Origin of the sequence: Bacillus sp. FSL K6-0923 (assembly GCF_038630825.1) — a bacterium.
Lineage (GTDB): Bacteria > Bacillota > Bacilli > Bacillales > Bacillaceae > Bacillus > Bacillus pumilus.
The window spans coordinates 1597423-1620818 of the sequence record NZ_CP152044.1 but is presented as its reverse complement, the minus strand read 5'-3'; the positions used below and the strand labels follow the sequence as shown (position 1 = coordinate 1620818).

The 23396-nt window shown below is 40.8% G+C and carries 25 protein-coding genes; all 25 read right to left on the bottom strand.

The window, feature by feature from the left end:
• Window positions 1-20: 20 nt before the first annotated feature.
• The 25 genes from fliY to sucC all read right to left on the bottom strand — a co-directional run bounded on the left by fliY (window position 21) and on the right by sucC (window position 23255).
• Window positions 21-1145 (bottom strand): flagellar motor switch phosphatase FliY, encoded by a 1125-nt coding sequence (fliY, locus tag MHI16_RS08175; RefSeq protein ID WP_058013988.1) that lies wholly within the window; start codon window positions 1143-1145, stop codon window positions 21-23.
• A complete protein-coding gene (gene fliM, locus MHI16_RS08170; protein ID WP_003212239.1) occupies window positions 1135-2133 on the bottom strand; it encodes a flagellar motor switch protein FliM in 999 nt (332 codons plus the stop codon). Before fliM ends, fliY begins: the two co-directional genes overlap by 11 nt.
• Before the next feature lie 32 nt (window positions 2134-2165).
• Window positions 2166-2594, bottom strand: coding sequence for a flagellar basal body-associated protein FliL (fliL, locus tag MHI16_RS08165; protein WP_058013989.1), 429 nt, complete (start codon window positions 2592-2594; stop codon window positions 2166-2168).
• The gene (locus MHI16_RS08160) at window positions 2591-2806 is read right to left on the bottom strand and encodes a flagellar FlbD family protein (protein WP_034620035.1); all 216 of its coding nucleotides are present in this window, start codon (window positions 2804-2806) and stop codon (window positions 2591-2593) included. Before MHI16_RS08160 ends, fliL begins: the two co-directional genes overlap by 4 nt.
• 37 nt (window positions 2807-2843) lie before the next feature.
• Window positions 2844-3635 (bottom strand): flagellar basal body rod protein FlgG, encoded by a 792-nt coding sequence (gene flgG / locus MHI16_RS08155; RefSeq protein WP_058013990.1) that lies wholly within the window; start codon window positions 3633-3635, stop codon window positions 2844-2846.
• A 21-nt stretch (window positions 3636-3656) separates the two neighbouring features.
• On the bottom strand, window positions 3657-4106 hold the full coding sequence (gene flgD / locus MHI16_RS08150) for a flagellar hook assembly protein FlgD (RefSeq protein WP_058013991.1): 450 nt from the start codon (window positions 4104-4106) through the stop codon (window positions 3657-3659).
• The gene (locus tag MHI16_RS08145; RefSeq protein ID WP_058013992.1) at window positions 4106-5428 is read right to left on the bottom strand and encodes a flagellar hook-length control protein FliK; all 1323 of its coding nucleotides are present in this window, start codon (window positions 5426-5428) and stop codon (window positions 4106-4108) included. Before MHI16_RS08145 ends, flgD begins: the two co-directional genes overlap by 1 nt.
• Window positions 5429-6127, bottom strand: a complete 699-nt coding sequence (locus MHI16_RS08140; RefSeq protein WP_058013993.1) for a MotE family protein — start codon at window positions 6125-6127, stop codon at window positions 5429-5431.
• Window positions 6128-6139: 12 nt separating this feature from the next.
• Complete coding sequence (gene fliJ, locus MHI16_RS08135; protein WP_034620036.1) at window positions 6140-6583, bottom strand: flagellar export protein FliJ; 444 nt, start codon at window positions 6581-6583, stop codon at window positions 6140-6142.
• An 8-nt stretch (window positions 6584-6591) separates the two neighbouring features.
• Window positions 6592-7908: a flagellar protein export ATPase FliI gene (gene fliI / locus MHI16_RS08130; RefSeq protein WP_058013994.1), complete on the bottom strand. Its 1317-nt coding sequence runs from the start codon at window positions 7906-7908 to the stop codon at window positions 6592-6594.
• Entirely contained in the window at window positions 7905-8669 is a 765-nt protein-coding gene (gene fliH / locus MHI16_RS08125; RefSeq protein ID WP_058013995.1) for a flagellar assembly protein FliH, read from the bottom strand. The genes fliI and fliH overlap by 4 nt, the downstream gene beginning before the upstream one ends.
• Complete coding sequence (gene fliG, locus MHI16_RS08120; RefSeq protein ID WP_012009955.1) at window positions 8662-9678, bottom strand: flagellar motor switch protein FliG; 1017 nt, start codon at window positions 9676-9678, stop codon at window positions 8662-8664. The genes fliH and fliG overlap by 8 nt, the downstream gene beginning before the upstream one ends.
• Before the next feature lie 11 nt (window positions 9679-9689).
• Window positions 9690-11282, bottom strand: coding sequence for a flagellar basal-body MS-ring/collar protein FliF (fliF, locus tag MHI16_RS08115; protein ID WP_058013996.1), 1593 nt, complete (start codon window positions 11280-11282; stop codon window positions 9690-9692).
• Window positions 11283-11331: 49 nt separating this feature from the next.
• Complete coding sequence (gene fliE, locus MHI16_RS08110) at window positions 11332-11649, bottom strand: flagellar hook-basal body complex protein FliE (RefSeq protein ID WP_058013997.1); 318 nt, start codon at window positions 11647-11649, stop codon at window positions 11332-11334.
• Window positions 11650-11660: 11 nt separating this feature from the next.
• A complete protein-coding gene (gene flgC / locus MHI16_RS08105; RefSeq protein ID WP_058013998.1) occupies window positions 11661-12113 on the bottom strand; it encodes a flagellar basal body rod protein FlgC in 453 nt (150 codons plus the stop codon).
• A complete protein-coding gene (gene flgB / locus MHI16_RS08100; RefSeq protein ID WP_012009952.1) occupies window positions 12113-12502 on the bottom strand; it encodes a flagellar basal body rod protein FlgB in 390 nt (129 codons plus the stop codon). Before flgB ends, flgC begins: the two co-directional genes overlap by 1 nt.
• 286 nt (window positions 12503-12788) lie before the next feature.
• Window positions 12789-13568, bottom strand: coding sequence for a GTP-sensing pleiotropic transcriptional regulator CodY (gene codY, locus MHI16_RS08095; protein ID WP_003210838.1), 780 nt, complete (start codon window positions 13566-13568; stop codon window positions 12789-12791).
• A 34-nt stretch (window positions 13569-13602) separates the two neighbouring features.
• Complete coding sequence (gene hslU / locus MHI16_RS08090; RefSeq protein WP_003211907.1) at window positions 13603-15003, bottom strand: HslU--HslV peptidase ATPase subunit; 1401 nt, start codon at window positions 15001-15003, stop codon at window positions 13603-13605.
• 16 nt (window positions 15004-15019) lie between these two features.
• On the bottom strand, window positions 15020-15565 hold the full coding sequence (gene hslV, locus MHI16_RS08085; RefSeq protein WP_003211247.1) for an ATP-dependent protease subunit HslV: 546 nt from the start codon (window positions 15563-15565) through the stop codon (window positions 15020-15022).
• A gap of 14 nt (window positions 15566-15579) precedes the next feature.
• On the bottom strand, window positions 15580-16497 hold the full coding sequence (gene xerC / locus MHI16_RS08080) for a tyrosine recombinase XerC (protein WP_058013999.1): 918 nt from the start codon (window positions 16495-16497) through the stop codon (window positions 15580-15582).
• Window positions 16498-16559: 62 nt separating this feature from the next.
• The gene (gene trmFO / locus MHI16_RS08075) at window positions 16560-17864 is read right to left on the bottom strand and encodes an FADH(2)-oxidizing methylenetetrahydrofolate--tRNA-(uracil(54)-C(5))-methyltransferase TrmFO (protein WP_034662383.1); all 1305 of its coding nucleotides are present in this window, start codon (window positions 17862-17864) and stop codon (window positions 16560-16562) included.
• 70 nt (window positions 17865-17934) lie between these two features.
• Window positions 17935-20010, bottom strand: coding sequence for a type I DNA topoisomerase (gene topA / locus MHI16_RS08070; protein WP_058014000.1), 2076 nt, complete (start codon window positions 20008-20010; stop codon window positions 17935-17937).
• A gap of 193 nt (window positions 20011-20203) precedes the next feature.
• On the bottom strand, window positions 20204-21106 hold the full coding sequence (gene dprA, locus MHI16_RS08065) for a DNA-processing protein DprA (protein WP_058014001.1): 903 nt from the start codon (window positions 21104-21106) through the stop codon (window positions 20204-20206).
• Between the two features lie 63 nt (window positions 21107-21169).
• Complete coding sequence (gene sucD, locus MHI16_RS08060) at window positions 21170-22072, bottom strand: succinate--CoA ligase subunit alpha (RefSeq protein WP_003212080.1); 903 nt, start codon at window positions 22070-22072, stop codon at window positions 21170-21172.
• 22 nt (window positions 22073-22094) lie between these two features.
• Window positions 22095-23255, bottom strand: a complete 1161-nt coding sequence (gene sucC / locus MHI16_RS08055; RefSeq protein ID WP_012009945.1) for an ADP-forming succinate--CoA ligase subunit beta — start codon at window positions 23253-23255, stop codon at window positions 22095-22097.
• Window positions 23256-23396: the final 141 nt, after the last annotated feature.

Genomic DNA, 23396 nt, shown 5'->3' with positions numbered 1-23396 from the left:
TTCTCTCCCTGTATGTTTGTTTATTTTAAATTAGAAAGTCTTTCCGACTGACTTAAAATATCAGTCACACGAACACCAAAGTTCTCATCAATGACAACGACTTCCCCTTTGGCGACGATTCGTTTGTTAACTAGAATGTCTACTGGCTCACCAGCAAGTTTGTCCAGTTCAATGATACTTCCTGCTGAAAGCTCAAGAACTTCTTTGACACTTCGCTGAGTTCTTCCAAGTTCCACCGTAATGGAGAGCGGGATATCCATCAGCATATCAAGATTTCCAAGCTGGCTTGTTGTATGCTGAGGCTCACTGAATGCTTCAAATTCAACTGGTGCCACATTTACAGGTGCTGCCGGCTTTGGCTTCGCCTGTCTTTTCGGCGGAGCTGCTTGCGGCGCTGGTGCAGATTGCGCTTGCGGCGCTGCCTGCTGAGGTTCAGGTGTAGTCACTTGAGCTTCTTGAACCGGCTCTTCCTCTTGCGCAGGGTCTGTTAATTCTGCAATTAAATCCTTCGCAAATGTAATAGGATAAAGCTGCATAATATTTGAATCAATGAGTTCACCTATTTTTAATCTGAAGGACACTTTGACAAGCATTTCTTCAGCTGGGATCCGGTCTGTTCCTTCTCCTTCTTTCACATCAAGTAATTCGACGCGAGGCGGAGAAATATCAATCTTTTTATTAAAGACAGTCGACATGGATGTCGCAGCAGAACCCATCATTTGGTTCATTGCTTCTTGCACCGCACTTAAGTGAATCTCGCTTAAAGAAGGGTCAGCATTTGTCCCGTCTCCGCCCATCATTAAGTCCGCAATGACTGCTGCATCTGTTTGCTGGACGACAAGCAGGTTACTCGCGCTGAAGCCTTCCGTATAATTCACTTCAATCGCGACATACGGATGAGGAAACTCCTCATTCAGCATACTTTTTTGAATCACTGTCACAGTTGGAGTGGTAATCTCCACTTTTTGATTTAATAGGGTTGAAAGTGCTGTAGCAGAACTGCCGAATGAAATATTTCCAATTTCTCCAATGGCATCTTGCTCCATTGCAGAAAGGACTGTATCAGGCTCTATATCGTCATTGCTACCTCCTTTAAGGAGCGCATCGATTTCGTCTTGTGATAATTTACTTCCGTTATTCTCCATCTTCTTCACCTCTTATGTCGTGATCTAGAATTTGAATCGCCTGTTTCCGATTCACGCGGCCGGCCTGTCCCAAGAATTTCGGTTTATTTCCGACCATAACAGTAAGAGGCGCATTTACTGGTTTGTCCAAGGCAATACAATCACCAATTTCCAAATTCAAAAACTCTTCCACCGTCATTTCCGATTCCCCTAGCTCTGCGACTACCGGTATCTTTGCCGTCATAATCCGTTTTTCAATGGCCTTTGTTTCTTGTTGTTTTGGTTCATTTCGTTCAGACTGCATCCAGTAGTGTACAGACAGCTTCGGAATAATAGGCTCTAATACAACATGAGGAATACATAGGTTAATAACCCCGCTTACCTCGCCAATTTGTGTATTAAGAGAAATGACGACAACTGTTTCGTTTGGTGACACCATTTGAACAAACTGGGGATTTACCTCGAAATCTGCCATTTCAGGCTCGATGTCGGTTATAGACTGCCACGCTTCTCTGTAATTTTCCAAAGCTCCCTCAAACATGTTTGAGATAATCTTTGTTTCGATTTCTGTAAGTGATTCTGTCTTATTATGACTAATGCCAATCCCGCCCATCAGCCTGTCCATCATGGCATAGCCGATTGTTGGGTTCACTTCAAGCATGATTCTTCCTTCAAGCGGGCTGACATAAAATAAGTTTAATAATGTCATATTAGGAATCGAACGAATAAATTCTTCGTATGGTACTTGGTCAACCGAGCTGACAGTAATTTGAATATATGATCTTAGCTGAGCTGAAAAGTGCGTGGTGAGCAGTCTAGCGAAGTTATCATGAATCCTTGTTAAACTTCGAATCTGGTCTTTTGAAAAGCGAAGTGCACGTTTAAAATCATACACCTTTACTTTTTTCGTCGTTTCTTCTTTTTTCAGCTCTTCTGCATCCATTTCACCTGTTGATATGGCGGATAATAATGCATCGATCTCATTCTGGGAAAGCACTTCTCCTGACATTTCTTCACCTCCATCGTGTCAATTAATCGCCTCTATTGCAGATTAAAGGAGGTTATATATACTTCTTTCACCTTGCCATCTTGCAAATAGTTATTCACTTTGTTTTTGACTAGTGTTTTAAAATGTTCTCTGCCTTTTTTGCCATCAAGTTCATCTGCATTTGTGTCTGATAAAATGTCAATTACGGCGTCTTTCACTTGAAAACTTCTTTTCTCAAGCTCTTCTTTTGCTTTTTCAGAGTCTGTTTCAATATTCAATACAAGTTTGACCGCATTTCCTTCAGACTTTAAATTGGTGATAATCTCAGGAATTTCAACAGAAGCTTTTGCGACTTCATCTGCTGTTGGCTCTTTTTCAGCTTTTGCTTCTTCTGAACCATTCAGCAGAAAAATGATGCCTGCTCCTATTCCGCCGATGGCAATAATCATGATTAGCATTACTACGACTAATTTCTTCTTCATTCAAATTCCTCTATTCCTTGATTCAATGAAATGACTTGGATTTTTCTGTAGAAAGAAATGATTTTCTCTTGAAGTTGCTCTTCATTTTCTTTCACAACGAATTTCTTTCCATTGGCTAATGTAATGGTTGTGTCTGGAAAGCTTTCGATTTGCTCGATATGGAGAGCGTTCAGCATAAATCCTTTGCCATTCAATCTTGTCACTTCAATCATATTAAGCAGAGAAGCGTTCATCCGCTCCCCCTACCTCCTATCGTTTCAGATTCACAAGCTCTTGCAGAATTTCATCAGATGTTGTGATCGTCTTTGCATTCGATTGGAATCCACGCTGCGCGATAATCATTTCAGTAAACTCGTCTGTTAAATCAACATTTGACATTTCAAGTCGGCCTGTTTGGATGACGCCCGTTCCTTCTTGACCAGGTACGATAGGGTTACTTGGTGCACCTGAACTTAACGTTTGGCGGTAAAGGTTGTCACCAACTTTGTCTAACCCACCTGCGTTACGGAAAGATACCAGTGATACTTGACCAACGGTTCTTGATACATTGTTTTCAACAACCGAAATCGTCCCATCTGGACCTACACTTACACTTGAAATGCCTTCTGGAATCGTTATCTTTTGTCCATCCATTCCAAGCAGGTAATTTCCATCAGAAGTGACTAAACTTCCCTCTGAATCAGGTTTGAAATTCCCAGTTCTTGTATAAAGAATTTCTCCTTGACTTTGAATACGGAAAAATCCGTCTCCATTGATATAAAAGTCGTAAGGTTCATCTGTATTTTGAGAAGCTCCTGCTGACATGATTTTATCAATAGATGATAAAGAAGATCCTAAACCAACTTGCTTTGAGTTGATCGAACCCGAGTTGTTCGTCGGTCCACCTGAGCTTGAAATTGTTTGACTGACCATATCTTTAAAAGTGATACGGCTTTTTTTGTAACCGTGTGTATTGACGTTGGCCACGTTATTGGCTACAACATCTAATTTTGTTTGGAAGTTTTTCATTCCGCTAATTCCTGAGTAAAGTGAGCGTAACATTTATTTTCCTCCTCGATTTGCTTACGATTTTTCTCCAACAGTTGTAACGTCCCAAGGGCTGATTTTCGTTCCATCTTCTAAATATAGGAAGTATTCATTGTTTATGTTTTTAACAGACTTGACAGTGCCAGATATGTCTTTATCATCTTGTTTGCCCGCTACTTCTTTACCAATCCAGCCTACATACGTCGTAAACGGATCTTGGTGTGCAACAAATGTAGACATGAGCTGATTCAGCTTGGTGATAGAATCGTTCATATTGGTTTGCTGTTCTAAAGATGAAAATGTTGCAAGCTGTGTGACAAACTCACGGTCATCTAGTGGGTTTGTCGGATCTTGGTTTTGAAGCTGCGTGAGCAAAATTTTCAAGAATTGATCTTTGCCGAGCGTATCTGTTTTCTTTTCTGCTTTTGAAGAAGTGTCTGTTTGTGTTTGTGCGACTGTTCTATTCGTAGCATCAACCGTTGCCATTAGATTTCCTCCTCTTCTTCATCTGACCCAACAAGAGCATCCAGTACATCTTGGAATTCTGCTTCCTGTTCATCAGGCTTCTGGAAATTCTGCCCTTTTGACTGTTGCTGCTTGTTTTCTTCGTTAAATTGTCCAAATAACGGCTGTTCATTTGATTGAAGCGGTATATGGAAACGATCCACTTGAACCGACATATTCGGAAGCGCCTGCTTGAGCTGCGGCAGATGATGCTCTAGCAGCTCTTTTGCTGCTTGTGTCGAAGCAGTAATCTTACTCGCATACATACCATTTTGCTTCGTCAGCTGAATCGTGATAAATCCGAGATTTTCTGGATTTAATCGAACTGTAAAGCGTCCGCTTGAGTTGCCAAATGGTGTGAATTTCATTTGCTTCCACGTATTTAGAATTTGCTGATCAACCGTTCCCGGCTTTTCATCAGTTGTTTGTGTCTGCTGAACAGGGGCTGCTGATTGCAGTTGAAAAAACTGCTTATGACCTGGCAAAAGCGTATGAGTGATCGTTTTTTCAGAAGCAGGTGCAGCAGTGCTTTGCCCTTTGACCACTTCCTTTTTGATGAGCCATTCAAGAGAGGCAGCCCCTTTAGCAGGAGTAGCAAGAGTAGATTCTTGTCTTGGAGAGACCAATTCTTTTAACTCTCCTAAAGCAATCTTCAACTCTTTGTCTGACCCTTTTGCATTCGCCATCATATGGTCGATTAACTGATTAAAGTGTTTCAGCTCACTTTGAGACATCGAATTCAGCTTTGGAGCTGAACCCTGCGAGAAAAACTGCTCTTTTACTTGCTGAATCAGTTTCTCATCTACCCCATTTTTTGAAAGAAAGTGAATGAAGTCTTGACCCTTTGCTTCAATATCTTGCACTAACTTTGCATCAAAGCTGAGCGGCTGTTGATTGAGCAGTTGATATATGAAAAAGTGGACTTGTATGAGCTGCTCACTATGTTCAGAAGCTGGCTTATCAGCTTGATCACCGTAAATGGATGATTCCATTTTTTGAAATAGCTCTTCTAGTGACTTGAGATCAGACGAATCAAGCGTTTGACCTTGAAGTGTTTGAAGTGCGCTAAGAAGGTCTCCGTTGATACCTTCTTCAGGTGATTGCATCCATTTTTCAATGATTTGCATCGCATCATTGATGGAAAGAGTGGCACCCGTTGTCTCAGCATTCACAAGACCGCTTTGTGCACCTGCCCCGCTAAGTAATTGTTTAAACAACCCGCTTGCAGAGGCCACTCCGCTCCCCTTTGGTCCCGCGAGACCTTGAGATGATTGCTGTAAGGCTCCAATATCTAATAGCTTCACTTATTGTCCACCCCCATTTTCACTTTCTTTTTTAGAAAGCTCTTTCGTAAACGTAGCTGCCTTCTGAGGTGTTAGTTTTGCTAATATGTCTGTTAGTTTATTTTTGCTCAGCTCTTCGAGGATCTTCAAGGCCTCTTTATCACTTAATTCTGATAAAATTTTGGCGGATTTCCCTGCGTCCATGCTTTCATAGATACTGGCAATCTTCCCTTTAGGTTTCTGGTTAGAGGCTGCTGCCTCATCAGAAGTTGTCCCTGACGCATTATTACCTGATGTATCGCTCGATGAGCTGTTGTTTGATGAACTGTCACTCGCTGACGTATTATTCGCATCATTTTCAGTTGTTTTTTCAAGTGAACTGATTTTTTGATTCAGTCTTTTAATCTCTTCATCACTTGTTTTTAAGTCTTTTTGCGCAATTTCAAGTTCATTTTTTTGCTCTTTAATGGTCTTTTTCAGTTCCTTCAATTCTGCATCGCTTTGATTATTATGTGAAGATGACGTTTTTGACGTGTCATCTGAACCAACCAAACTGCTGACGCCCGGAATGTGTTGGAGCGGTTTCTTTAGATCAAAACCTGCCATATAAAGGATTGTGCCAGTCACTAACACAAGCACAATCAATGGGATGATGACAATAAACAAGATCCATTGAAATTTACCGCCACTTGATTCCTTCGTTTTTTCCTTCTTAGGCATTCATCTCGACTCCTAATGTCCTTGAAACATGAATTGGCTGATAGAGATATCATCCATTTCTTTCATTTCAATGGCCTTATGTTCAAGGGAAAACTTTTCATACTGCTTTTCTTTCATTTTTTCAAACTTTTTAAACTCAATGTTTTTTTCAGTTAAATCAGATTGTTTTTCATTCATTTGATGGCGTTTCATGATCACAAGCTGCTGATAATGCTGAATCGTGTTATCTAAATTGGTCACAAATTGCTGATAATGACGCATTTCTTGGACACTCATACCACTTCTCAGCTTTTCTTCTTTGCTTTTTTCCATTAATTCTTTTTTACTCATATTTTCATAGAGCTTTTCAGCGACTTGCTCAAATGCCGAAACGGATTGTTGGTACGCTGCGAGTGACTTGTCTTTTTCACTTTCTTTCAGTTCTAAGAGCTTTTGAAATTTGTATTGATATCTCACTGTTTTCGTCAATCCTCTCTATTCATCAAACCGAGCAATACATTCACACTGTCTTCAATAGATACAGCCTCTTCTACATCCTGCTTCAAAAATGAAATCAGATGAGGATAAGCCTGCATAGCATCATCAATGTCTTTCGAGGAGCCTTTTTTATATGCTCCAATGTTAATGAGGTCTTCAGCGTTTTGATAAGTGGATAAAAGCTGGCGGAACCGGTTGGCCGCCTCCTTGTGATCATGACTTGCGATATTGCTCATCACGCGGCTGATACTTTTCAGAATATTGACAGCGGGAAATTGTCCTTTGTTGGCTAAAGCACGATCAAGTACAATGTGACCATCTAAGATTCCCCTAACTGTATCAGCGATTGGCTCATTCATATCGTCCCCATCAACAAGCACTGTATAAAACGCTGTGATGGAACCAAGCTGATTCGTTCCAGTTCGTTCAAGTAATTTTGGCAGTATAGCGAACACCGAAGGCGTATATCCTTTTGTCGTTGGCGGTTCACCAGTTGCAAGACCGATTTCCCTTTGTGCCATAGCGACCCGTGTAACAGAGTCCATCATGAACATGACATTTTTTCCTCTGTCTCTAAAATATTCTGCAATTGCTGTTGCTGTATAAGCAGCCTTCATTCTTGTCAGCGCTGGCTGGTCAGAAGTTGCGACGACAACAATCGATCGCTTTAGTCCCTCGGTACCTAAATCCTTTTCAATAAACTCACGAACTTCACGGCCACGCTCTCCAACAAGAGCAATGACATTCAGGTCTGCTTCTGTCTGCTTAGCAATCATCCCCATTAAGGTACTTTTCCCAACACCACTTCCGGCAAAAATTCCGATCCTCTGACCAGTGCCGACTGTAAGCAGACTGTCGATTACTCTGACGCCAACGCCCATTTTTTCACGAATAGGCGGCCTGTCCATCGGGTTTGGAGGTGACTGATCTGTCGAAACAGGTGCAAGTCCCTTTGGAAGCATACTGCCGTCCAGCGGTTCACCGAAGGCATCAACAACTTCGCCAATTAAGCCAGTTCCAACTTTGACCTTCAGCGACTCACCTGTCGCTTCAACTAGACTCCCTGGTGAAATATTGGATGCTTCTACATAAGGCATGAGCAGAATATGTTCATCTCTAAACCCTACAACCTCTGCTTTTATCGGATCGTGCTTACGCCCCTTTTTATGAATGAGACACACGTCTCCGATAGAACTTTCCGGCCCCTTAGATTCAATCATCAGTCCAACAACTCGATTGACTTTACCAAATCGTTTATAAGGATCGGCAGTTTCGATCGTTTCTCTTAACACATCGATGTTCATTTGTGCTCACCTGAATCAATGACTTCTAGCAGCTTTCCTTTCAACTGATTCATTTGGGTATCAACACTCGCTTCCACTTTTCCAAAGCTTGTTTCTACGTAACAAGTCCCTTTTGGCGCTTTTTCATCCGAGTAAATCGCAAGGTGTGTATCCTTTTGAAGGATTCTGATTAATTCGTCTTTATACTCCATCACGTGATCGTAATGTTTAGGGTCCACATAGATGGAAATATCGTCATATTCTTTCACTTCAGAAATGACCTGCTTCACGAGAGCCAAAAATTGATCTTTCGTGTCCTCAGCCGAGTACCAAACGCGTTTAGCGAGTTCAAAAGCCAGTTCCACAATTTTTTCTGCGGAGCTTTCAATTTTTTCTTCGTAATCCTGCTTGGCAAGACTGACAATGTCATTTGCTTGATCAAGAATTGATCGATACTGACTCATCGCATCTGCTTCACCCTTTTGGAAGCCATCTTGGTAACCAGCTTGTTTCGCTTCTTCAATCAGCTGCATTCTTTCTTCTTCAAAATCAGCACGGCGCTGATTGATTTCAGCCATTGTTTTTTCAAGCTCATTATTTGCTTGTTCTACTATACGGCTTGCTTGATCTTCAGCATCACTTAGTACAAGCTGCGATGCTTCTGTTTCATTGACAAGCTCTTCTTCATGATGTTCTTTTTTGAACTCCACTTGCTGCAAAGGAATCGTTTGCCGGCCTTGCTCAGGAATAACAGATGTTTCATGTTTGATAATCCTAGACAATGATATCGTCTCCTCCGCCCCTAGCTATGACGATTTCTCCAGCTTCCTCGAGTCGTCTTACGATGCTGACAATACGGGTTTGTGCTTCCTCGACATCTCTAAGCCGGACAGGTCCCATAAACTCCATTTCTTCTTTGAACGTTTCGACCATTCTCTGTGACATGTTGCGGAAGACAATTTCTTTGACCTCTTCGCTTGCCACTTTGAGTGCGAGCAATAAGTCATCATTTTCAACATCTCTGATCACGCGCTGAATTGCTCTGCTGTCAAGAGTGACAATATCTTCAAAGACAAACATACGTTTCTTAATTTCATCAGCAAGCTCAGGATCTTGAATTTCAAGAGTGTCTAAAATGGTCTTCTCGGTCGCACGGTCTACACCATTTAGTACTTCTACAACCGCTTCGACTCCGCCCGTTTGCGTATAGTCTTGCGTAAAGGTTGAAGAAAGCTTTTGCTCAAGAATGCGTTCCACTTCATTGATGATCTCTGGAGATGTGCGGTCCATTAAAGCAATACGTCTCGCAACCTCTGTTTGTACATCCTCACCTAATTCAGATAATATCTGCCCTGCTTGGACTGGATCTAAGTAGGAAAGAATGAGCGCAATGGTTTGCGGATGCTCATGCTGGATAAAGTTTAAGATTTGTTCTGGGTCAGCCTTCCGGGCAAAATCAAACGGTTTCACTTGAAGCGAGGATGTTAACCGGTTTAAGATGCTGTCCGCTTTGTCCTCACCAAGTGCTTTTTCAAGTACTTGTCTTGCGTACATAAGACCGCCTTGTGATATGTAGTCCTGCGCGATGGCGATGCTGTGAAACTCTTCGATGATTTCATCTTTTTTAGCAGTATCTACACTTCGTACATTGGAAATTTCAAGTGTTAATTTTTCTATTTCGTCTTCAGACAGATGTTTGTATACAGATGCTGACACGTCTAGCCCTAAGGAAATCATTAGGATTGCTGCTTTTTGTCTGCCTGTTAGTCGATTTGGATCTTTTCTCGACATGTGTATTCCTCCTAATCCTCGGACAGCCAGCTGCGTAGCAATTTAGCAAAGTCTTCTGGTTTATCTTTTGCCATTTTCTCAAGCTGATTTTTCCTCACCATTTCCTCTGTTTCTGGTTCAGTGTCAATATCAGGAACATGGATTGGTGTACGTTCATCAAACTCAAACTCTTCTTCCTCTTCTTTTCTGCGTTTACGCACAAGAAGAACAATGAGAGCGATAATTGCAAGTAGTAGCACACCGCCTACAATATAAACCCAGATTGGAATATTGTTTGATGGGTTTTCTGCTGCAGTTTGCTGTTTACCGTCTAATTTTGATACAGATAAAACAATTTTGTTATCTAAGTCTGCTTGAGTGAGCGCTTGACCATTTGTGTATTCTTTATCAATTGACGTGCTAATGATCGTTGAAAGAATCTTTTTAATATCATCTTGCCTTTCAGCTGTTAAAGAGTTCACATCGTTTGCAGTTGGTGGTTCGACCAATGCTTGAATGCCAACATCTCTAATTTTATAAGGGCTCTCTTTGATATCTTTATGAATGCGGTTGACTTCATAGTTGATACGATCTTCGCTCTTTTCGTAATCTCCGCTACCATTCGCTCCATCGGCGCCTTGATAGTTTGTGACATCATCGTCGCCTGTTCCAGCGGTTCCACCAGCTGCTGCACCATTTCCTGAATAAGTTTCAGCAATCTTTTCAGCACTGACAGCGATGCCTTGCATGTTTTCTTTATCAACTGGTTCTACAAGATCTTCTTTTCTTTTCTCTTCAGTAAAATCAATGTCTGTTGTGACCGATACAGCGACTTTTTCTTGACCCATCATTGTTCCGAGCAGCTGTTGAATTTTTCTTTGAAGGTTCTTTTCAATTTCTTCTTTCTTCTGCTGCTGTGCATCCATTCCACTTGCATAGGAATCAGAACTGCTGTTTAAGTCGTAGTAGTTGGAATCTTGGTCCATAATGACAATGTTTTCTGTCTTTAAATTCGGCACACTTTTTGAAATAAGATGATAAAGGCCTTTTACTTGCTGCGGCGAGAGCGTGTAGCCACGTTCAACTTGCAGCACAATGGATGCTGATGCATTACTTTGCTCTTCTCCAACAAAAACGGAATCTTTTGGCAGGTTAATCATAACTTTTGAATCTTTAATCCCATCAATCGTGTTGATTAGATTGGATAGTTCTGTCTGGGTTGCGTCTACTTTCAGAACATCAAATTCATTATCTGTTAAACCGAAGCCGGAATTATTCGCAAAAAATGAGTAGTCAATATTCCCTGTCTTAGGGAGACCCTCAGATGCGAGTGTTACTTTTAAAGAGTCGGCCTGCTTTTCTGGAACGAGAATCGTTGTTCCATTATTCGCAAGTTCCGATTTAACGTTTTTGCCATCTAGTTCCTGTTTGATTTGTCCAGCTTCTGCCTCAGACAAGTCTCTAAACAATGGAACCATTTTTTCAGAAGAAGCAAAGATGCTAACAACCGTAATAATGATTGCTAGGGCAGCAACGCCGCCAATCATAAGTATTTTTTGTAATTTTGATCGATTTCGCCAAAACTCAACTGTTTTTGTTCTTAATTGCATTAAAGTACGATTCATCTTAACCCCCGGTCATTCCATTCAGTCTTTTTTTGTCCGTCAGCACCTCCTACATCTGCATTCTCATAATCTCTTGGTACGCTTCGACTGCTTTATTTCGAAACTCCGTTGCAGCTGTGAGTGTCACACTCGCTTTTTGCGAGGCAATCATGACTTCATCGAGATTGACATCTTTTCCTTGTGCAAGTGCATTTGTATACTGGTCTGATTTCAGCTGCGATTGATTTAATGCCTCAATGGAATTCTTCAGCACATCAGAGAAATTCGTTTGACTTTTAGGTGCAGCCGCATGAACGGACGATGCATTTGTCAATTCACTTGCTTGCTGAGCAGTTTGAAGCTGGAAAGGAGATATTGCGTTAACCAATTCTTTTCACCTTACTTTCCTATTTCTAAAGCTTTCATCAACATGCTTTTATTCGCATTTAGTGCGGTCACGTTTGCTTCATATGACCTTGAGCTGCTGATGAGGTCAACCATTTCCTTTAATGGATCAACATTAGGTGTTTGAACATATCCATTTTCATTGGCATCGGGATTTGTAGGATCATATTGAAGGTTGAATGGAGTTTCGTCTTCTGTAATCTTCGTTGCTTTCACGCCGTTTCCTAATTTACTGCTCGAATTCATACTTGAGTTTAATATAGATGAAAACGATTCACCTGACGGCTGTAAGGTGACGAGCTTACGTCTATAAGGCTCCCAGTTGCCATCAACCTGTTTCGCTCTTGTTGTATCCATATTTGCAAGGTTAGAGGATACAACGTCCATTCTGAGCCTCTGTGCTGTTAGTGCAGAGGCCGAAGCGTTAACGCCTGAAAAAATTGACATCACTTACCTCCTGTCAAAACTGTTTTAAGAGAATTGAATTTTCCACTCATTCTTTCAACCAACGCATTATACTGAATTTGGTTTTTAGCGAGTTCACTCATCTCTTGATCAATATCGACATTATTTCCGTTTTCTTGATATGAAGTACGGTTGCTCGAAACAACTGAATAATTAGACCCTGTTTTAGAAAAATCAATGTGACCTTGGTATGTTTTTTTAGCATCTAGCTTGATCGACGCATCGTTTAGCATATCATGAAATGCGACGTTTTTCGACTTGTAGTTCGGTGTGTCTATATTCGCGATATTATTGCTTATGACTTTTTGCTTAACATTCGCTCTGCCCAAGGCATTCTCAAGGTTGCTTATCGTTCCAGAAAATATATCCAAAACCATATACCTCCAATCATATGTATTTCATTCCATTTAATCATGTCGAGATTTGTAAAACCATATGTTCATTGTAAGAAATAATAGGATTAAAGTCTATGATGTATATGTAAAAAAAACTCGTAATATATATCTATTTTACGAGTAGGTACAAAGACCTAGATTCAAAGAACTAAGAATTGTAAGGGTTTTCTTGGAAAAAAGAGTGTCATTTTTCGGACAAATCCTCTTTTTTTATAAAAAAAACCCCTTTTTAGCTTGTATTTCTGCTAAAAAGGGGTTTTGATTAATGAGATTTTAAATTTTCAAGTTCAATTAAAAATTTGTTGTTTAACACTTTGATATACGTTCCCTTCATTCCAAGAGAGCGAGATTCGATGACGCCAGCACTTTCTAACTTACGTAAGGCGTTCACGATCACTGAACGAGTGATTCCTACACGGTCAGCAATTTTACTTGCCACTAGAAGCCCTTCGTTGCCATCAAGTTCTTCAAAGATGTGTTCAATGGCTTCAAGCTCACTATATGAAAGAGAACTAATCGCCATTTGGACAACTGCTTTACTTCTTGCTTCTTCTTCGATTTCCTCTGACTTCTCACGAAGGATCTCCATTCCAACAACTGTTGCACCGTATTCAGCAAGAATTAAATCATCATCTTTAAATGTATCTTGCAAACGAGACAGGATTAACGTTCCTAAACGATCTCCTCCTCCGATAATTGGCACAATGGTTGTCAAACCTGATTCAAATAAATCACGGTTCTCAATCGGGAAAGCTGTATACTCACTGTTAATGTCAAGATTTGAAGATGTTTCAGGGATGTTGAATAGACTCTTTGTATATTCTTCAGGGAATTGACGGTCTTCAAGCATTTTCTTCATACGCGGATTTTCAATCTGCTGGTTGATCGAGTAGCCTAGAAGCTTCCCTCTTCTGCTTAATACGAAAATGTTTGAATCAATGACATCTCTCAATGTTTCTGCCATTTCCTTAAAATTAACTGGTTTCCCCGCTGCATCTTGCAGCATTGAGTTAATAATCCTTGTTTTTTGTAGTAACGCCATGTTAATGATCCTCCTAGATTACTTTATTCATTTGTTAAAGTATAAATTGACTTAAGTCTTTGTTATTTGCAATCTTTCCTAGCTTCTCTTCTACATACTGAGGGGTAATGGTCACTGTCCCTAGTGTAATATCAGGCGCCTCAAATGAAAGCTCTTCAAGGAGCTTCTCAAGTATGGTATGAAGCCTTCTTGCACCGATGTTATCTGTCTCCTGATTGACATGATAAGCCACTTCTGCAATCTTATGAATAGCATCGTCAGAAAATTCAAGAGATATACCTTCTGTTTCAAGTAAAGCTTTATATTGCTTTAATAATGCATTATCTGGTTCCGTTAAGATTTTCACAAAGTCTTCGATACTTAATTTATCTAATTCTACACGAATTGGGAAGCGTCCTTGAAGCTCTGGAATCAAATCTGATGGTTTCGCCATATGAAATGCACCTGCTGCTACAAAAAGCACATGGTCTGTTTTCACTGCCCCATATTTCGTCATCACAGTTGAACCTTCTACAATCGGTAAAATATCACGTTGAACCCCTTCACGAGAAACATCTGCAGATGATGCACCACCGCTTTTGGCGATTTTGTCGATTTCGTCGATAAAAATAATCCCTTGCTGCTCTGCTTTATAGACAGCTTCTTGACTGACTTCATCCATGTCAATCAGTTTTGAAGCTTCCTCAGCTGTTAACGCCTTTCTTGCTTCTCTGACGGTCAGCTTTCTGCGTTTTTTCTTTTTAGGCATCAGATTGCCAAGCGCATCCTGCATGTTCATGCCCATTTGCTCCATACCCGAGCCTTGAAGCATATCAAACATGGATGGCTGCTGCTCTTCGACTTCGATCGTGACGTAATGATCTTCAAGTTCGCCCATCGCCAGCTGATGAGCGATTCGCTTTCTTGTCGATTCAAGTTCTACTTCTTCACTTGATTGATCTCGATCACGGTCATCTTCATCAGACCCACCAAACAGCATCTCAAAAGGATTTTTCACAGACTGGCTTTTTTTCTTGCCAGGAACAAGTAAATGAACAAGACGTTTATTTGCTTGTTTTTCTGCCTCTTCTTGAACGTCTTTCATCTTTTCTTCTTTGACAATTCTGATCGCTGTCTCAACTAGATCTCTGACCATCGATTCTACATCACGGCCGACGTAACCAACTTCAGTAAACTTCGTCGCTTCCACTTTAATAAAAGGCGCACCAGAAATTTTTGCAATTCTGCGGGCAATCTCTGTTTTCCCCACTCCTGTTGGGCCGATCATTAAGATGTTTTTCGGAACGACTTCATCCTTTAGCTTATCATGTAAAAGGCTTCTTCTGTAACGGTTTCTTAAAGCCACCGCCACTGCTTTTTTCGCATCAAGCTGACCAATAATGTATTGATCAAGCTTTTCAACTATCTCTCTTGGGGTGAACGGCTTTTTCTCCATACGTCTCATGTCCTTTCTATTCAAGCTCTTCTAAAGTGATTTGATCGTTCGTGTAGACACAGATTTCTCCGGCGGTTTCAAGAGCAGCCTTTGCAATATCTCTTGCTGTGAGGTGATCACCTGCATGTGTTTTGAGTGCTCTCCCGGCGCTAAGCGCATAATTGCCGCCTGAGCCGATGGCCAAAATACCGTCATCTGGTTCGATGACCTCTCCTGTACCAGAGACAAGCAGGATGCTGTCTTTGTTCATAACGATCAGCATGGCCTCAAGCTGCCTAAGCATCTTGTCACTACGCCACTCTTTTGCTAGTTCTACGGCTGCCCTCTTTAAGTTACCACCATATTCTTCAAGCTTCGTTTCAAACTTTTCAAAGAGTGTAAATGCATCTGCTACTGAACCTGCAAAACCTGCAAGCACCTTACCTCCGAAAAGACGGCGCACTTTTTTTGCCGTGTGTTTCATCACGACAGCCTGCCCGAAAGTGACTTGACCGTCGCCAGCCATCGCACTTTTTCCTTTATGTTGAACGGCAAAGATGGTTGTTGCATGAAATGATGACATGAAAAAACCTCCTTTTAGGATCGTTTAAAAGCCCTTGGGTGATGAGACATGTACGTTTTCCTTAAAGAATCTTTTGATACATGCGTGTACACCTGAGTTGATGATAAATTCGAATGACCAAGAAGTTCTTGAACACTTCTCAAATCTGCTCCCTCATTTAAGAGATGTGTGGCAAAGGTGTGCCTTAACATGTGAGGATGGATATGTAATGTGCCTGACGCCTTTTTCATTAGTTCAGTGAGAATGAATCGAACACCTCTGTCTGTAAGAGGCGCCCCGCGCTGATTCAAAAATACATATGCATCAGCACGATCATTCCCCTTCGCTTTCAGCTTCAGCCTTCCATCCTCTAAATAAGTGATGAGTGCTTCATGAGCATATGAACCAAAAGGAACATACCGCTGCTTGCTGCCTTTCCCATGAACAAGCACTGTATCCATCGATAAATCAAGATCAGATTCTTTTAATGAACATAACTCACTGACCCTCATACCTGTTGCATAAAGAAGTTCTAAAATCGCTTGGTTTCTTTGCCCAAGCGGTGTACTGACATCAGAAACAGTAAAAAGCTCTTTCAGTTCCTCTTCATACAAAAATGAAGGAATTCGCTTATCCTGCTTTGGTAAGCTAACGAGTAAAAAAGGATTTTCTTTCACAAGCTGTTCTCTTAATAGAAATTTATAAAAGCTGCGAAGCGCAGAGACTTTCTTACTAATCGTTCTTCTTGTCAGGCCTTTTTCATAAGCTTCTGTTAAATAAATTCTCGTATCTTGATAGGATACCTCTTCAAAACCGTCTATTCCTTGAACGTTCATAAATCTGACAAACTCTTCAATCGCTTCTGTATATCCTGAGATGGTTAAAACAGAATAGTTTTTTTCAATTTGCAGATATTCAATGAATAAGTGGACAAGACGCTGTTTATTCGTCATTTTTACACCTCTTTAAGGCTTTTAAATGGTATCACATATCTTGCTTTCCTTGCAATGTTTTACTACAGAGATTTCGAAATAGTTTGAATAGTTTCGATTGCGCGCTTAGCGTACTCTGCATAACGCTCTTGTTTGTTTTTAATGCGAACACCAAGATCTTTCAACAAGCCAAAATTCGCATTCATTGGCTGGAAGCTTTTCTTGTTTGTCGATGTGATGTAATAAGCCATGCTGCCAATCGCTGTTTCCTCCGGAAGAGTCACAAGCTCTTCTCCTTTGACAAAACGAGCGGCGTTTATACCAGCGACTAGTCCGGAAGCTGCGGACTCGACATAGCCTTCAACGCCTGTCATTTGTCCGGCAAAGAATAGATCTTCTCTATTTTTAAACTGATACGTTGGTTTTAAAAGACTCGGTGAGTTAATGAATGTATTGCGGTGCATCACGCCATAACGAACAATCTCTGCTTCTTCAAGACCTGGAATCAAGCGGAATACTTCTTTTTGGTCGCCCCACTTCAGATGTGTCTGGAAGCCGACGATGTTATATAAAGTACCTGCTGCATCATCCTGTCTTAATTGAACAACAGCGTAAGGTCTTTTTCCTGTTTTCGGATCTTCAAGTCCTACTGGCTTCATCGGACCAAACAACATCGTTTTCTTTCCTCTTTTCGCCATGACTTCAATTGGCATACAGCCTTCAAAGAAGATTTCTTTTTCGAACTCTTTTAATGGAACTGTTTCAGCAGAAATAAGCGCCTCATAAAAACGATCGAATTCTTCTTCTGTCATTGGACAGTTTAAATAAGCGGCTTCTCCTTTGTCATAACGTGATTTCAAGTACACCTTATCCATATCAATGCTATCTTTCTCTAGGATAGGTGCCGCTGCATCGTAGAAGTATAGATACTCTTCTCCAGTTAACGATTTTAATTCTTTTGAAAGTGCTTCAGAAGTAAGTGGACCTGTCGCAATAATTGTTGGGCCTTCTGGAATGCTTTGTACTTCTTCTTGAAAGACTGTCACATTCGGGTGATTTTTTACTCGATCAGTAACGTTTGCTGCAAATTCATGACGATCTACTGCAAGCGCTCCGCCAGCAGGAACTGAGCTTTCATCTGCGGCTGCGATAATCGCTGAATCTAAATGACGCATTTCTTCCTTTAATACACCGACCGCATTTGTCAAAGCGTTGGCACGCAGTGAATTGCTGCATACAAGCTCTGCAAATTTATCTGTGTGGTGAGCTGGCGTTTGTTTGACAGGTCTCATTTCATATAAGTTGACTTTAATTCCGCGTTTAGCAATTTGCCATGCTGCTTCACTTCCAGCTAAACCTGCTCCGATCACATTTACAAATTGACTCATTGTACAACTCTCCTATTTCGTAAGTTCTGTTTGATGACATAAAAAAGCAGGTGAACAAGGTTGCTCACCGCTATTTTTGTTGTTCCTCTTTATAATCACAGTTCACACATTGAACTTGCATGCCTTTTTTCAGCTTTTTCTCTACAAGCATATTTTCGCATTTTGGACACTTTCTTTCAATCGGTTTGTCCCAAGAGACGAATTCGCACTCTGGAAAACGATCACAGCCATAAAAAATGCGGCGCTTCTTAGATTTTCGTTCAACAATGTTTCCTTCATGACATGTTGGGCATTTCACACCGATGTCTTTCACAATTGGTTTTGTGTTACGACAGTCAGGAAAGTTAGAGCAAGCCATGAACTTACCGTATCGACCCATTTTGTACACCATTGGATGTCCACACTCTTCACAGTCAACCCCGGCGTATTCAGGCTCAATCTCAACTTCTTGCATTTCTGCTTCCGCTTTTTCTACCCGTTTTGCAAAGTCTTGATAGAAGCTGTCGATAATGCGAACCCATTCGATCGTACCTTCTTCAACGCTATCAAGTTCTTTTTCCATTTTCGCTGTGAATTCCACGTTAATGATCTCAGGGAAGAATTCAATGATTAAGTTGAGAACAATTTCCCCAAGCTCTGTTGGGATAAACCGTTTATTATCAAGTGCGACATAGCCGCGCTTTTGAATCGTGTCTAATGTTGGTGCATACGTAGACGGACGGCCTATTCCCAGCTCTTCAAGCGTTTTGACAAGTCTTGCCTCAGTATAGCGTGGAGGCGGCTGCGTGAAATGCTGTTCAGGTTCGATATCTTTTGAAAGAACCGTATCACCTTCTTTAAGATCAGGCAGCATTTTGTCCTTTTCTTCTAGCTGGTCGTCTTTCCCTTCTACATATACCTTCATGAATCCAGGGAATTTCACTTTGCTTCCGTTAGCACGGAATGTAAGCCCGTTATTATCAAGGTCCACACTCATTGTATCAAGAACAGCCGGCGCCATTTGGCTTGCGACGAATCGTTCCCAAATCAATTTATACAGACGAAGCTGATCTCGGCTTAAGACATGTTTGACATCTGCTGGTTTTCTCAGCGTAGAAGTCGGCCTAATGGCTTCGTGAGCATCTTGTGCATTTTCATTCTTTTTAGCGGTTCGTTTTGTTGTATTTAAGAAATTCTTACCGTACGTCTGATCAATGAAAGCAGATACTTCTTCAATTGCCGTATTGGAAATACGAGTTGAGTCTGTTCTCATGTATGTAATGAGTCCGACTGTACCTTCTTTACCAAGATCGATTCCTTCATATAATTGCTGTGCAATCATCATCGTCTTTTTCGCACGGAAGTTTAATTTTCTTGCAGCCTCCTGCTGTAAAGTAGATGTTGTAAACGGAACAGCTGGGTTTCGTTTACGCTCTTTTTTCGTCACTTTCTCTACAGAGAATTTGCTCCCTTTTAGTTTCGAAAGGATTTCTTTTACATCTTCTTTTGTTTTCAGTGGATGCTTTTTGCCATTGACGCCAAAGAAGCTCGCTTCGAAGCTTTCTTTTCCTTTTAGGAATGTACCGTCAATTGTCCAGTATTCTTCTGGTTTAAATTCATTGATTTCATTCTCGCGATCAATGATCAGGCGGAGTGCAACTGATTGAACACGACCGGCACTTAAGCCCTTTTTCACTTTCTTCCATAAAATCGGACTAATTTTATACCCAACGAGACGATCTAAGATCCGTCTTGCCTGCTGTGCATCAACTAAATCCATATTGATCATACGTGGATGCTTAAAGGAATCTTTAATAGCATCTTTTGTAATCTCGTTAAAGACAACTCGGCAGTCAGACGAGAGGTCAAGGTCAAGGCTATGCGCTAAATGCCAAGCAATCGCTTCTCCCTCTCTATCGGGGTCAGCTGCGAGATAGACTTTCTTTGCTTTTTTCGCAGCGGTTTTTAATTCTTTTAATACGGGGCCTTTCCCGCGAATCGTAATATACCTCGGTTCGAAGTCATGCTCAGTGTCAACACCAAGCTGACTTTTCGGTAAATCTCTTATGTGTCCCATTGAAGCCTTTACTTTATACTTTTTACCTAAATAACGCTCAATCGTTTTCGCCTTGGCTGGCGACTCAACGATGACTAAATAATCAGCCATACTCAAAATCCCCCTTAAGAGGTGTTCTCTCTTTATACATTTCACAATTCATATTTATGTTAATTGCACCTATCTAACAGGCAATCATGAAAAATTCTTTATGATGAACATCATTATAAACACGAAAAACAAAGTGTAAACTTAAATCCTCACTATTATTAAATATTCCTATGTCTTTTGTCAAACGATATTTTTATGAGAGTTCAGTATATTGAACACCGCGGAAGGAGAATTCCTCTAAAATATCCTTCGTTGAATGAACAAGCTTTGCTCCCTGCTGTATAAGTTTGGCTGGACCTGTGGAATTAGGATCAAAGATTGATCCTGCAACCGCAAATACCTCTTTGCCTTGCTCAAGTGCTTGATACGCGGTAATGAGTGAACCGCTCTTTTCTTTGCACTGAATCACGATGGTTCCACTTGTTAGCGCACTAATTAATCGATTCCTCAAAGGGAAATGCCACTTTTCTGGTTTGACATAAGGCGGATGCTCAGACAAAAGCAAATGATGCTCGCCCATGTATTCAGCCATTTGCACATGTTCCTTTGGGTATAAGTGCTGAAATCCGCCTGCTATAATACCAATCGTTTTCCCTTTATTCCTAATGCACTCTTTGTGTGCGATTCCATCAATGCCTTTTGCTAAGCCACTGACAATCGTCCAATCTTCCTTTACAAGCTCACCAACAATTTTCTTCACACATGCTTCTCCATAAGACGATGGAACTCGTGTGCCTACTACACCTAAACTTTTTTCTTCATTTAAATATGATATGTTTCCTTTTAGGAATAACACAGGGGGAGGATCATAAATATGTTTTAGTGTGCTGGGATATAAGGGTGATGTGATGGGAATCATGTGAATGTTTTGCTTTAAATAGGCTTGAACGATGTGTTGAAAAATGGGGAATTCTTTTTCTTCGGCTTGTTTTAAGCGGGTAAAGTCGATTGTTTGTAATGATCGATCCTGTTTGAAATGATGTGTTTCTTCATTTATATATAGCTCAGGATCGACTTTCCACCATTTTGTTAACAAAGAGGGTGAGATGAGGCCTTTTAAGCGGTGAAAAATCATTCTTTCGGACACGTTGTACATACAATTCCTCCTGTTTAAGATAGAAAGAAGAAGACTTGTCAAAGAACAAGTCTTCTTGTGTCATTAATGCGTTTTACAAGCTTCAAAAAGATTCTTCTCTTTTAGTACTTTAATCAATGTTTCTCCCATGACAGATGGTGTCTCTGCCACTTCAATTCCACATTCACGCATTGTTTTTACTTTTTCATCAGCTGTTCCTTTACCACCAGAAATAATGGCACCAGCATGTCCCATGCGTTTTCCTGGAGGCGCCGTTTTACCGCCAATAAAGCCAACAACTGGCTTTGTCATATTTGCTTTTACCCATTCAGCTGCTTCTTCTTCAGCCGTACCGCCGATTTCACCGATCATAATGACAGCATGTGTATCAGGGTCTTCATTGAATGCTTTTAATACATCAATAAAGTTTGTCCCATTGACAGGGTCTCCGCCGATTCCTACAGCTGTCGATTGACCAACGCCAGCTTCTGAAAGCTGATGTACCGCTTCATATGTAAGCGTTCCAGAACGAGAAACAACACCCACATGACCTTTTTTATGAATGTAGCCTGGCATGATCCCAATCTTACATTCTTCAGGTGTAATGACACCTGGACAGTTAGGGCCAACAAGTCTTGTCTTTTTCCCTTCCATATACCGTTTTACTTTGACCATGTCAAGTACTGGAATATGTTCAGTAATACAAATGACTAGATCGACTTCTGCATCAACAGCCTCTAAAATGGCATCTGCTGCAAATGGTGCTGGTACATAGATAACAGAAGCATTTGCTCCAGTTGTTTGAACAGCTTCAGATACTGTATTAAATACAGGAACTCCTTCTACTTCAGTTCCACCTTTTCCAGGTGTGACACCGCCAACAATATTTGTTCCGTACTCAATCATTTGTTTTGTATGGAACAATGCGGTTGAACCGGTAATCCCCTGCACAATTACTCTCGTATTTTTATTAATAAATACACTCATTTAGGTTCCCTGCCTTTCTGCTCTACTTGACTAAAGATACAATCTTTTCTGCCCCGTCAGCCATAGACTCAGCAGAAGTGATATTTAAGCCTGAATCGCTCAGGATTTTCTTCCCTAATTCAACGTTTGTTCCTTCAAGACGTACAACGAGTGGTAATGTTAAGCCAACTTGTTTCGTTGCTTCAACGACACCTTCTGCAATGACATCACATTTCATGATGCCGCCAAAAATGTTAACGAAAATCCCTTTTACATTTTGATCAGATAAGATGATTTTAAATGCTTCCGTTACTTTTTCAGCTGTTGCACCGCCGCCAACATCCAGGAAGTTTGCAGGGTCCCCGCCGTAATGCTTGATGATATCCATTGTAGACATCGCAAGACCTGCACCATTGACCATACAGCCAATATTTCCATCTAGAGAAATGTAGCTCAGATCATATTTAGATGCTTCAATTTCTTTTGGATCCTCTTCATCAAGGTCACGGTATTCTAATATATCTTTTTGTCTATATAAGGCATTGCTATCAAAGTTTAATTTCGCATCAAGCGCCATGACTTTTCCATCGCCTGTTACAACAAGTGGATTAATCTCAGCAATTGAACAATCTTTTTCAATGAACGCATTGTAAAGACTTGTCATAAACTTAACAGCTTGGCCAACTAATTTTGTTGGAATATTAATTTTAAACGCTACTTCTCTCGCCTGATAACCTTGCAATCCAATCGCTGGGTCGATGACCACTTTGACGATTTTTTCTGGCGTTTTTTCTGCTACTTCTTCAATTTCAGTACCGCCTTCTTCAGAAGCCATCAACACAATTCTTGATGTCGCTCTGTCCAAAACAAGTCCAACGTAGTACTCCTTTTGAATATCGCAGCCTTCTTCAATAAGTAAGCGTTTTATTTCGCGCCCCTCTGGCCCAGTTTGATGTGTGACAAGTGTTTTGCCGAGCAATTCCTCTGCAAACCCCTTCACTTCATCTTTTGTTTTTGCAATTTTTACCCCGCCTGCTTTACCACGGCCGCCTGCATGAATCTGTGCTTTTACGACATATACAGAGCTTTCTAGCTCTTCTGATGCTTTCACTGCTTCATCAGGTGTAAATGCTACTTTACCATTTGGAACTGAAACCCCATATTTTCTTAGGATTTCTTTTCCTTGGTACTCATGGATATTCATTTCCCATCCTCCCAACATATGTAGAAACAAAAAATATAAAATAGACTGCGCTTTCATTTTAAAGAATAAAAAAGAGAATGTCTAGGGTTCTATGTAAAATCGTAAAATCCTTCTAAACATTCAAACTTTTATTTTATTAAA

Excerpts from the sequence above, each read along its gene's own strand:
- MHI16_RS08160 (WP_034620035.1), bottom strand. The coding sequence starts at position 2,806 with ATGATTGAAGTGACAAGATTGAATGGCAAAGGATTTATGCTGAACGCT.
- hslV (WP_003211247.1), bottom strand. The coding sequence starts at position 15,565 with ATGTCATCATTTCATGCAACAACCATCTTTGCCGTTCAACATAAAGGA.
- dprA (WP_058014001.1), bottom strand. The coding sequence starts at position 21,106 with ATGTACAACGTGTCCGAAAGAATGATTTTTCACCGCTTAAAAGGCCTC.
- sucD (WP_003212080.1), bottom strand. The coding sequence starts at position 22,072 with ATGAGTGTATTTATTAATAAAAATACGAGAGTAATTGTGCAGGGGATT.
- fliI (WP_058013994.1), bottom strand. The coding sequence starts at position 7,908 with ATGAACATCGATGTGTTAAGAGAAACGATCGAAACTGCCGATCCTTAT.
- fliL (WP_058013989.1), bottom strand. The coding sequence starts at position 2,594 with ATGAAGAAGAAATTAGTCGTAGTAATGCTAATCATGATTATTGCCATC.
- trmFO (WP_034662383.1), bottom strand. The coding sequence starts at position 17,864 with ATGAGTCAATTTGTAAATGTGATCGGAGCAGGTTTAGCTGGAAGTGAA.
- topA (WP_058014000.1), bottom strand. The coding sequence starts at position 20,010 with ATGGCTGATTATTTAGTCATCGTTGAGTCGCCAGCCAAGGCGAAAACG.
- fliF (WP_058013996.1), bottom strand. The coding sequence starts at position 11,282 with ATGAATCGTACTTTAATGCAATTAAGAACAAAAACAGTTGAGTTTTGG.
- MHI16_RS08140 (WP_058013993.1), bottom strand. The coding sequence starts at position 6,127 with ATGCCTAAGAAGGAAAAAACGAAGGAATCAAGTGGCGGTAAATTTCAA.
- flgC (WP_058013998.1), bottom strand. The coding sequence starts at position 12,113 with ATGTCAATTTTTTCAGGCGTTAACGCTTCGGCCTCTGCACTAACAGCA.
- codY (WP_003210838.1), bottom strand. The coding sequence starts at position 13,568 with ATGGCGTTACTACAAAAAACAAGGATTATTAACTCAATGCTGCAAGAT.
- sucC (WP_012009945.1), bottom strand. The coding sequence starts at position 23,255 with ATGAATATCCATGAGTACCAAGGAAAAGAAATCCTAAGAAAATATGGG.
- fliG (WP_012009955.1), bottom strand. The coding sequence starts at position 9,678 with ATGTCGAGAAAAGATCCAAATCGACTAACAGGCAGACAAAAAGCAGCA.
- fliY (WP_058013988.1), bottom strand. The coding sequence starts at position 1,145 with ATGGAGAATAACGGAAGTAAATTATCACAAGACGAAATCGATGCGCTC.
- fliM (WP_003212239.1), bottom strand. The coding sequence starts at position 2,133 with ATGTCAGGAGAAGTGCTTTCCCAGAATGAGATCGATGCATTATTATCC.
- hslU (WP_003211907.1), bottom strand. The coding sequence starts at position 15,003 with ATGGAGAAAAAGCCGTTCACCCCAAGAGAGATAGTTGAAAAGCTTGAT.
- flgG (WP_058013990.1), bottom strand. The coding sequence starts at position 3,635 with ATGTTACGCTCACTTTACTCAGGAATTAGCGGAATGAAAAACTTCCAA.
- flgD (WP_058013991.1), bottom strand. The coding sequence starts at position 4,106 with ATGGCAACGGTTGATGCTACGAATAGAACAGTCGCACAAACACAAACA.
- xerC (WP_058013999.1), bottom strand. The coding sequence starts at position 16,497 with ATGACGAATAAACAGCGTCTTGTCCACTTATTCATTGAATATCTGCAA.